The following is a 10,019-nucleotide window of genomic DNA, read 5'->3' on the forward strand; positions in this document are numbered from 1 at the left end:
AAAATTTTTCAGCATGTCAAGAGTACTTTAAGGGTAAGGGGAATCTAAAGATTCTTTCCTATGGATGCTCTACGGGTGAAGAGGTATTAACATTACGAAGCTATTTTCCAACTGCACAAATAATTGGTGCAGATATTAATAAACGTAGTCTTGAAACATGCAGAAAGCTTCCAGTAGATGAGAAGATTTCTTTTATTTATTCCACACCTAGTGAAATAAAAAAGCATGGTAAATTTGATGTGATCTTTTGCATGGCTGTTTTACAAAGAAATCCACATGATGTAGCTGCTAAAGGAATTACTAACTTAAGTAAAATCTACCCCTTTGAAAAATTTGAAAAACAGATTATTGAGCTTGATAATCTCTTGAAACCAAATGGATTATTAGTGGTTCACTTTACTCAATACTCACTCCTAGATACAAAGCTTGCTTCAACCTATCAGGCATTAGGTAACCATGTTCAGGATGATTATTTGACTCCTGTTTTTGATAGGAATAGTGAATTAATAAGAAATCCAATTCCTCAAAAGAGTATCTTTATTAAATTGAATGGGTAGTTAAATATTTGTATAATTAAACGGATATTAATTAAGGAGTTTATAAAAATGAAACTAGCATTCATCTCCGACATCCACGGTAACGGCATTGCATTGGATGCGGTATTAAATGATATAAAAACAAAAAACGTTGATAAAGTATTTGTCCTAGGTGATATTTGCTACCGCGGACCTGAGCCGCAACGTGCGTTAGACCTAGTTCGAGCACTCGATTGTAATGTAATAAAAGGAAATGCTGATGAATGGGTGGTCCGAGGAGTGCAGCAGGGAGAGGTCCCTGACCATGTTCTAGAACTAATGAATAAAGAAAGAGATTGGATTGTATCCAAACTGTCTGATGAAAGCATCAACTACTTAAGAGAATTACCAACTCAATTGAATCTTGAGGTTGAAGGAATACGAATTCATGCTTTTCATGCTACACCTGACAGTTTGTTCGAAGTAGTTCTCCCATCTGCTAGTGACGAAACCATCCTAGAAAAGTTGGTTACGACTGACGCAGATTTGTTTATCTACGCTCATATTCACAAGCCATACATACGTTTTATGAACGGAAAATGTATTGTGAACATTGGAAGTGTAGGGCTTCCATTTGATGGTTTAAATAAGGCTTCGTATTCTATAGTTGATATAAATGAAGGTACTATTCAAACTTCAAATGTCCGAGTAAGTTATGATGTCCATAAGGTAGTAGAACAGTACAAGAACGTAGGGTACCCAAATGCAGAAATGATGAGTAATGTGGTCTTCAATGGAAGACTCTGATGGGATGCTGATAAACGGAGGGATAAAATGTTTATTATAAGATTGCTCCTATTGGTTCTCCCATTCGTCTACATGGCTTTGATTTGGATCCAAACTAGCAACTTTGATCCAGAATCCGTATATATGCTTTCAACGAAAATAGATATGAGATTTCTTTTATTAATAGGAGCTGGGCTAGAATTAGCCCACCTTTTTGAATTTGGTTTATTATATCTTTTCATAATCTTTGGATTTTTGCTATTCGGGAAACTTACTACAACAAAAGAGATTATTGCGATTATTCTTGCTGGTGGATATGGTGTATTAGATGAGATTCACCAATACTTTGTTCCGTTTCGTTCATTTTCCTATCTTGATTTATTAAAAAATGCAACTGGGGTTTTAGCATTGTGGTATTTAACTAGAAGAAAATACATGCAAGAAAATTCAAAATTAGGAGCTTTCCTTAAGAAATTATCCAATTAAAAAGTACATAGGATAGAATTACTAAAGCATGGGGATTCGTCAAAAAATTTAATAACAATGTTAACTTTTGTCGAAAAGATGTTCTTTATAAAGAAATGTCTTAGGAGTATACTTGAGGTGCTATAGATAATTTCATTAATAGTTATCTATATTTTTTAAGTTCTTTATGTTCTCTATTGAGAAATAAGGAGGTGAGAAATTTTGGGGTTAATCCAGAAACCAACAGTATTGTCACACCAAAGGATTTATTTTGAAACAAAAGCTAGTGGATGCTTAAAAACAGACAGTGTAACTGCAAACGGCGATAGAAAAGGGTTGGGTACAAACTGTAATCCATCAAACAAGGATAGCGGTGCTCAATCAGACAGAGTACACAATACTTAGGAAGTTAGAAGATGAGGCAAGGATTGCTCATCTTCTAACTAAAATAAAAGGATGAAGAATATGAGTGAAAAAAGAGCCATCATTGCAGAACATATCTTTCTAATAAATTATAGCGATAGTATTTTTGAAAAAGAAATCAATAAATTCCCTGAAACAGAGGTTGATAGCATAGATATGTACATTAAAATCATGGGGAATTATGGTACCCCTTTTTTTAACTATGATATGAAGATTAAATTAACATCGAATGAAATCATTTTCCAAAGAAATGATTATTTAATAGAAGTAAAAGCGGATTATAGTGAAGCAAAGATATATGTTAATAACGATTTTGCTCTCAAGCATGCAATGATGAATTTATATAGTTGCTATATTGTTTATAGAAAATGGGGGCTATTATTACACTCATCTTGTGTGATTGACCAAAATAAAGCTCACTTATTTACGGGTTATTCGGGAGCAGGAAAATCTACTGCTGCTAAACTGTCAAACCCAAGAATACTTTTATCAGATGAAGCCAGTATCATAAAGATACAAGGTAATGAAATTACCGTATTTGATTCCCCTTTTAGAAGTGAGACTGAATCGCATGCAAAAAACTTAACTGCTGGTATAGGTAGTATTCAGTTACTTATCCAATCTAATCAAAATAAACGGGAGTTATTAAAAAAATCTGATGCTCTTATGCAATTAATGGATAAGGTATTTTATTGGGCACATAATCGTGAAGACACTAAAAATATTTTACAACTAATGCAGCAACTAGTACAAAACACTCCTGTTTATGAACTGTATTTCCAAAAAAACGAATCGTTTTGGGAGTTGATTTCCTAATGTGTAAATACATAAAAAAAAGTAATGTAGAAGCAACTTTACTAGATAACGAATGGATATTATTAAATGTTGACCAATTTACGGTAACTAAAGTTAACCAATTAGGCGGATATTGTTGGGATTTATTAAACGAAGTACAAACACTTAATGAATTGTATCGTTCTATCAGAGTCCAGTTTCCAGAAAGTGAGGAACTTACCATAAACGATATAGAACAATATTTAACTCAGCTTATAGAGTGTGGGTTAGTAGAACATGATATTTAAAGAGGAAGTACTCCACGTTCTTCAACATAAACTAGAGAGTGATAGCAAAATAATATTACCAAGTATAGGAGAAAGTATGTTTCCATTCATAAAAAATGGGGATTTATGTGAATTCGAGTTATTCGACATTGATAAACTAAAAAAAGGAGACATTATATTATTCTGGACAAAAACTGGGGAACTAATTGCTCATCGTTATTACTGCAATAAATCGCGAAATAATAGACTGTATTATTTCTGTAAAGGAGATACCAATCTAGCCTTTGATGAGCCAATAGAAAGCTCCAATATAATTGCTAGATTGACATTTATTAAGAGAAAAGAACGTAATATAAATGTTAATAATATAGCAGCGATAACTTGGGGAAAAATAATTATACTTATACCAAAATTATCTGGAATAGTAAGAGCCTATTTAAATAAAAGAAGTGTTTCATTATGAGGAAATTTAGTGTGTTTAAGGATTTGATGAAAGAATATTTTAATTTTAAAGATCTTAGGAAGACATTTTTTCTCTTAAAACCTTTTATAATAAAGCATAAAAAAGCGTATCTTATCATGCTTTTTTTACTATTGGTAGATATTTTATTAACCATTGCTTTTGCTACTTTTTATGGGGAAATTGCAAATGCAGCAGTACGAGCTGATGTAGATAAAATAATATCATATATTCCGGTTGCCCTGATTCTAATCATATCTAATATTCTTTACGGGTTATCCGATATTTATTTTGAAACAGTCACTTCCAGTGGTGTGAAAAGAGATATGAAGAATCATATGTTTAGTCATATATTGAGGTTACCTGTAAGTAGAGTGTCAAAAATAAATACAGGTGAACTTATTACTTACTTTACCAATGATATTCATAATCTTGATGGTGTCATTGGATACAGTCTAATCAACCTAATACGTATCCCCGTTGTTTTTACAATCGTACTTTTTTATTTAGCTAATATCAATTTTAAATTAACTTTTATAGGTTTAATGGTAACGCCATTTGCAATTCTTGCAGGTATTACTTTTGGTTTTATAATACGTAAGAATAGTCGTAAACTTAACTCCTTGTTTGAAAAAGTAAATATGCGAATTACCGAAACATTCCAGGGAATAGGAGTAATTCGGTCTTTTACTCTTGATAAATCAACCTATCACTCTTTTTCAAAGGAAAATGAAGACCTATACCAACTAGAATTATCTAATGCTAAAATCCGTGGAGGCTTTAATGCAGGGAGCGGATTTATTCGTTCAGGAACATATTATCTCTGCCTTCTAATGGGAGCTTATTATGTGTCAACAGGTACAATGTCAGTAGGATCCCTACTAACATTCCTTAGTCTTTCTGGTTATTTAATTTCGCCTTTAACAGGCGCTGCTGGTCAGTGGGCAAACTTCCAACGTTCAATTACAGCTATCGATCGTCTTTTACTAATCCTAGATGAACCCGTGCACTCTCCAGAATTGCCTTCAAAAATCCAATCTACTAAGTTAGAAAATCAAATAGATTTTAGAAATGTTTATTTTGGTTATAACAAAGTGAATTCTATTTTTACTAACATGAACCTTACAATACCTGCTGGAAAAACAGTGGCGTTTGTCGGCCCAAGCGGAGCCGGAAAAAGCACCTTATTCAACCTAATCCAAGGCTTCTATCAACCCCAACAAGGTGACATTCTCTTTGATGGGGTATCAATTAAAGAAATGACTGTATCAAAGTTACGAAGCTCTATAGCAAGCGTCCCTCAAGAAACATTTTTGTTTGCAGGTACCATACGTGAAAACCTAATGTTAGCTAGACCTGGAATCACAGAACACGAAATGATTAGAGCTGCGCAAGACGCTTGTATTCATGATTTCATTCTTACACTTCCTAATGGCTACGATACGGAAATTGGTGAGAGAGGCATGAAGCTCTCAGGTGGTCAAAAGCAACGGATGGCGATTGCCAGGGCAATATTAAAGGATGCACCGATTTTATTATTGGACGAAGCAACCTCGGCACTTGATACAGAAACAGAGTACTATGTGAAGGAAGCTTTGAATTCTTTGAAGAAGAACCGAACCACTCTTGTGATTGCTCACCGTTTATCGACCATTGAGAGTGCTGACTTAATTTTAGTAATGGATCAGGGGAAGATTGTTCAACAGGGGACTCATGAGGAGTTACTCAATCAACCAGGGTTATACCAAAACTTAAGCCGGACAAAGTTTAAATCAAAAGTTGAATTGTCACTTGCATAAGGAAAGGAGGATAACGTTATGAACTGGATGGAAGCATTGTATGAACCAGAGATACCTCTTGATTCATCTGATTATAAATCTCTACTGAAAGAAATCATGGAGTTCGGTGTTGTTCCCCAGGTGTATTACTTATTAAAGCAACAAGGAAAATTGGAGCAAACACCTGTATTCTTTCAAGAAAGATTAAAGGAGCAATACGAAGAGAGTCTTTTTCTTTCTCTATTTATCAGGAGCCAGCTTACAAAGGTTTTGGATTGTTTTGAGGAAAGAGAACTTCCAGCTATTCCTTTAAAAGGTGTACACTTTGCGGAAAAATACTTTGGTCATATAGGAGCACGGGGAACCTCAGACATTGATTTGCTGATTCATCCAGAGGATTTAAACAAAGCTATTTCTCTTGTTACTTCCTTAGGATTTACAGTTGAAGAGGAACCCATCGAAGGACATTTTCACTGCAGTTTTAGTAGACATATACCAAATGCAAGAATTCCTTTAACCGTAGAACTGCACTGGAATTTACTGAAGAATGACACCTGTAAGCTTCCCATTGAAGAGTTTTGGCAAAATGCCAAGAGGTTGGGAAACTATCAACATATTTTTGAGTTAAATGATTACCATACCTTTTACATGATTTGTTTGCATGGATGGAGACATAATCTTGATTCTCCGAAACACTTTTTAGATATCATTCAACTTATTTATCGAATTGGTGAGCAAGTTGATTATATTACATTGTTTAATCAGGCTAGACAACATCGTACTCAAAAACGAATGATACGTACTCTTGCAATCGTTTATCAACAGCATCCATATTTACAGAAAGTAAAACCATTACCTGTTAGAAGACCTAACTTCTGGGACTATAAAGCCTTTAAAAATGGACACAAGAAACAACTCAAGAACTATCTAGATTTTATTGATTATTCGTTTTTTAGCTATGATAGTATCTCACATAGTAAAAATGAATTTTTCAATTGGATGAAATCCTTTCGGCCAACACAAACCACTTTTCATAACTTCTAATAAACACCAGTAGCTGTAGCGCTTACAAAAAAGCCTACAGCTATTTTTAATCCTCAGTTTAACAACATACCCACAATAAAAATACTAATTTTCTATTGTCTTCCTCACTTTCGCATGATAAAGTAGGTTTATTCAATTTTGAAAAGGCGAATATTTTTTGTTTCTTTAATAAAAATGTTCGTGTTTTGGTCTTGGTTGATTTGCATTTACTTAATCAACAATCCTATGGTAAGTAAAATCCGTTATGATCCATTCATGACGATTTAAAATATAGAATTTACTAAGGAGAGATGTTAGTGAGGAAGAACAGGTGGTTGATCGCATTATCAGCAGTGGGGATTCATATTTCAATTGGCTCCGTGTATGCTTGGAGTAACTTTACTGCACCGTTAAAAGAGATGTTTGGTTGGTCTGATTCTGAAGTGGCTTTAACCTTTAGTATTGCTATTTTATTTTTAGGATTATCAGCGGCCTTTTTAGGGCATTTCGTAGAAAAGTACGGACCGAAAAAAGCGGGATTACTAGCTGCGGTATTCTTTGGGATTGGAATGACAGGAGCGGGGTTTGCGGTTGATATGGAATCGAAGTCCTTATTGTACTTGTTTTACGGGGCACTTGGAGGAATTGGACTTGGAGTAGGTTATATTGCTCCTGTATCTACTCTTGTTAAATGGTTCCCTGACCGTAGGGGATTAGCAACCGGTTTAGCGATTATGGGATTCGGCTTTGCTGCGGCGATTGCTAGCCCGGTGATGAACTCTTTGATACACTCCGTTGGGGTGGCGAACACGTTCTACATTCTAGGTGTCTCTTATTTTATCATCATGGTTCTCTCTTCTTTATACCTTGAGAAACCGGAAGAAGACTGGTTGCCAGAAGGATTTAAAGAGAAAATCGCTAGTGGAAAAGCAAAAGCTACGTTGGATTTATCACAATTAACAGCGAATCAAGCAGTAAAGACAAAGCGTTTCTGGTATTTGTGGTTTATGTTGTTCATTAACGTAACTTGTGGGATTGCTATTTTAGCAGTAGCAAAGCCATTAGCAATGGAAAGCATAGGAATTGATATGGCGACAGCGGCAGCTTTAGTTGGTGCCATTGGAATCTTTAATGGTCTTGGAAGAATTGGTTGGGCCTCATTATCTGATTATATTGGTAGACCAAATACGTACACAGCATTTTTTGTCTTGCAAATGGTTATTTTCTTCTTCCTTCCACAAGTGTCAATTCAATGGTTGTTTATGGGGATGCTCATCGTTGTCTATACTTGCTATGGTGGGGGATTCGCCTCGATTCCAGCTTATATCGGAGATTTGTTTGGAACAAAGCAGTTAGGTGCGATTCACGGATATATATTAACCGCTTGGGCTGCTGCTGGCTTAGCGGGTCCGCTGTTCGCTGCATGGATTAAGGATACGACAGGAAGCTATGCAGGAAGCTTAACCTTCTTTTCGGGATTATTTGTACTTGCGCTTGTTATTTCTCTATTGATACGAGCGGATATAAATAAATTAAAATCGCAAAAAGTAATTAATCAGGATTCAGTAAAGAAGGCTGGATAATAAATAAGGGTTCATACTGCAACATAGTATGAACCCGACCCTCTAACTTAACCACTACTATCATCAACTTCACAAATAATTTCACCGGAAATACTAATCCATACTACTTTTGGTACCTTCTTTTTAAAAAAAATAAATTTTACACAGTGTGTTTTTCTTCTAAAAAAATCGCGAAATTTGTCGATAATTCATTTAGGAAAACAAAGTAATTTAAAAAAGAGGTGCACAATGGCTACACATTATGAAAAACTAGGGACAAAGTTGCTGACATATACAGTAATCTCCCTTTATCTTTCGGCAGTACCCATCATTGGGCTTATGTATTTTTTCAAGCAGATTGAGATGGGACCCATGCTTGGTTTCTTTGCGTTAACGGTGATTGTTTGTTCGCTATTATTTTTTATTAATAAAAAGCTTGCAAGCTATAGTTGGACAAAGTATCTAGTAGTCTCACTCATGTTTCTTGCCAGTCATTTTCTTTTAATAGCCATTCCAACCTTTAATGCGTGGACCATTTTTATCCTGTATTTGATTTTTTCAATCGTTTACTTAGATCGTAAAGTCATGATTTCGGCAACGGTTCTTATGTTGTTTGTATTTACGATTCAGTTTTTTATGAATCCAGCATTTAAAGCTGTCCAGTTGCCAGTTCTTGATCTTGTTGTATTGTACGTATTAGTAGCTATGTGTGGTGTGGCGGGAATTATCATTTCTGTTATTGGTAGAAAAGTAGTTTCTGATGTGAATGTGCATTTAGAAGAATCTAAAATCCAGCAACAGCAACTTCAAGAAACCTTTGAGAACATTAAAAGCTCTATTCAAGGGTTATTGTCCTTTTACCAATCCATTCAAGCCGAAGTGAGTCATACGGGCAAGGCAACAGAGGAAATTGCAGTTGGTTTTGGAGAAGTAGCTAAAGGGGTGGAATACCAAGCCGTTTCCATTCATGATATTAAGGATAATATTGAAAAAATTCATAAGGAAATTTCTCTTGTTACTCAAACGTCAGAGGAGATGAAGACGTTATCTGGTAAAACAGGTGAGTCGACACAAGTGGGAGCTACACACTTATCTCAGCTTGCTTCTAACATGGGGAAAGTGGAAGGCAGCATGACAGAAACAGTAAGTTTGATGGGAACACTTGCCTCTCAAAATAGTAAAATTGAAGAAATGCTTGGCTCGATCAAAGGAATTACCGAACAAACGAACCTACTTGCTCTTAATGCAAGTATTGAGGCAGCTCGTGCCGGAGAACAAGGCAAGGGGTTTGCGGTTGTTGCCGATGAAGTTCGAAAGTTAGCTGAACATTCTCGTCTAGCAACAGAAGAAGTGGGGAACATGTTAACCGACATTTTCTCTAAAATTATTCAGCTTCAGGAAAAATTAAATCAGAGTAAAAATGCATTTGAGTTGAGCTCACAAGCGGCAAAAGAAGCAGAAAATATTCTTCAACTCATTAGTCAGAATGCAACGAATGTATTTTCACAAGCAGATCAAATCCAGCATAAAACGAACTCTCTTTTAGAGGCTTCCGACAGTATTGTGAATGAAGTAACTTCAATTAGCAATATTACCGAAGAAGCATCAGCGACAACGGAAGAAATTTTTGCTGGAGTGGAAGATCAAAGACATTCGATGAAAGAGGTTATTTCTAGCTTGGATCAGCTGAATGATTTGATTGTAGCTTTGGAGAATATTGTTGTTCAAAATTAAATAACAAACGTTAAAGTGTCCTTCTTTAATTATGAGGGGGACTTTTTTCGTGTAAGGAGAATGAAGAACGTTAGGATGAAAAATCAAGCGGGCAACGTCTTTCATTAAGGGAATGAAGAACGTTTGGATGAAGGATAAAGCAGGAAACGTCCTTCATCAAGGGAATGAAGAACGTTTGGATGAAGAATTAACCAGGAAACGTCTTTCATCAA

General features: G+C 35.3%; 11 protein-coding genes. All 11 read left to right on the forward strand.

The genetic code is table 11. From position 1 onward, the window contains the following. Nucleotides 1-50: 50 nt before the first annotated feature. The 11 genes from BKO01S_RS24015 to BKO01S_RS16165 all read left to right on the forward strand — a co-directional run bounded on the left by BKO01S_RS24015 (nt 51) and on the right by BKO01S_RS16165 (nt 9,807). Nucleotides 51-557: a class I SAM-dependent methyltransferase gene (locus BKO01S_RS24015; RefSeq protein ID WP_084362110.1), complete on the forward strand. Its 507-nt coding sequence runs from the start codon at nt 51-53 to the stop codon at nt 555-557. 48 nt (nt 558-605) lie between these two features. Then, nucleotides 606-1,322 (forward strand): metallophosphoesterase family protein, encoded by a 717-nt coding sequence (locus tag BKO01S_RS16120; protein ID WP_066056309.1) that lies wholly within the window; start codon nt 606-608, stop codon nt 1,320-1,322. A 27-nt stretch (nt 1,323-1,349) separates the two neighbouring features. Further along, nucleotides 1,350-1,787, forward strand: a complete 438-nt coding sequence (locus tag BKO01S_RS16125; RefSeq protein WP_066056312.1) for a VanZ family protein — start codon at nt 1,350-1,352, stop codon at nt 1,785-1,787. A 201-nt stretch (nt 1,788-1,988) separates the two neighbouring features. Then, on the forward strand, nt 1,989-2,171 hold the full coding sequence (locus BKO01S_RS16130; protein WP_066056315.1) for a hypothetical protein: 183 nt from the start codon (nt 1,989-1,991) through the stop codon (nt 2,169-2,171). A 60-nt stretch (nt 2,172-2,231) separates the two neighbouring features. Beyond that, nucleotides 2,232-3,005: a hypothetical protein gene (locus tag BKO01S_RS16135; protein WP_066056318.1), complete on the forward strand. Its 774-nt coding sequence runs from the start codon at nt 2,232-2,234 to the stop codon at nt 3,003-3,005. After that, entirely contained in the window at nt 3,005-3,271 is a 267-nt protein-coding gene (locus BKO01S_RS16140; RefSeq protein WP_066056321.1) for a PqqD family protein, read from the forward strand. The genes BKO01S_RS16135 and BKO01S_RS16140 overlap by 1 nt, the downstream gene beginning before the upstream one ends. Further along, a complete protein-coding gene (locus tag BKO01S_RS16145) occupies nt 3,261-3,713 on the forward strand; it encodes a signal peptidase I (RefSeq protein WP_066056324.1) in 453 nt (150 codons plus the stop codon). Before BKO01S_RS16140 ends, BKO01S_RS16145 begins: the two co-directional genes overlap by 11 nt. A gap of 116 nt (nt 3,714-3,829) precedes the next feature. Beyond that, entirely contained in the window at nt 3,830-5,509 is a 1,680-nt protein-coding gene (locus tag BKO01S_RS16150) for an ABC transporter ATP-binding protein (protein WP_232311257.1), read from the forward strand. An 18-nt stretch (nt 5,510-5,527) separates the two neighbouring features. Further along, nucleotides 5,528-6,532, forward strand: a complete 1,005-nt coding sequence (locus BKO01S_RS16155) for a nucleotidyltransferase domain-containing protein (protein WP_066056330.1) — start codon at nt 5,528-5,530, stop codon at nt 6,530-6,532. Nucleotides 6,533-6,822: 290 nt separating this feature from the next. Beyond that, nucleotides 6,823-8,094, forward strand: coding sequence for an L-lactate MFS transporter (locus BKO01S_RS16160; protein ID WP_066056334.1), 1,272 nt, complete (start codon nt 6,823-6,825; stop codon nt 8,092-8,094). A 228-nt stretch (nt 8,095-8,322) separates the two neighbouring features. After that, on the forward strand, nt 8,323-9,807 hold the full coding sequence (locus tag BKO01S_RS16165; protein ID WP_066056336.1) for a methyl-accepting chemotaxis protein: 1,485 nt from the start codon (nt 8,323-8,325) through the stop codon (nt 9,805-9,807). The last annotated feature ends 212 nt before the right edge of the window (nt 9,808-10,019 follow it).

Origin of the sequence: Robertmurraya korlensis NBRC 107688 (assembly GCF_001591645.1) — a bacterium.
Lineage (GTDB): Bacteria > Bacillota > Bacilli > Bacillales > Cytobacillaceae > Robertmurraya_A.

What these genes read in the sequence shown, in the direction of transcription:
- BKO01S_RS16145 (WP_066056324.1), top strand. Translation starts at nt 3,261, where the DNA reads ATGATATTTAAAGAGGAAGTACTCCACGTTCTTCAACATAAACTAGAG.
- BKO01S_RS16120 (WP_066056309.1), top strand. Translation starts at nt 606, where the DNA reads ATGAAACTAGCATTCATCTCCGACATCCACGGTAACGGCATTGCATTG.
- BKO01S_RS16160 (WP_066056334.1), top strand. Translation starts at nt 6,823, where the DNA reads ATGTTAGTGAGGAAGAACAGGTGGTTGATCGCATTATCAGCAGTGGGG.
- BKO01S_RS16140 (WP_066056321.1), top strand. Translation starts at nt 3,005, where the DNA reads ATGTGTAAATACATAAAAAAAAGTAATGTAGAAGCAACTTTACTAGAT.
- BKO01S_RS16150 (WP_232311257.1), top strand. Translation starts at nt 3,830, where the DNA reads ATGCTTTTTTTACTATTGGTAGATATTTTATTAACCATTGCTTTTGCT.
- BKO01S_RS16155 (WP_066056330.1), top strand. Translation starts at nt 5,528, where the DNA reads ATGAACTGGATGGAAGCATTGTATGAACCAGAGATACCTCTTGATTCA.
- BKO01S_RS16165 (WP_066056336.1), top strand. Translation starts at nt 8,323, where the DNA reads ATGGCTACACATTATGAAAAACTAGGGACAAAGTTGCTGACATATACA.
- BKO01S_RS16135 (WP_066056318.1), top strand. Translation starts at nt 2,232, where the DNA reads ATGAGTGAAAAAAGAGCCATCATTGCAGAACATATCTTTCTAATAAAT.
- BKO01S_RS16125 (WP_066056312.1), top strand. Translation starts at nt 1,350, where the DNA reads ATGTTTATTATAAGATTGCTCCTATTGGTTCTCCCATTCGTCTACATG.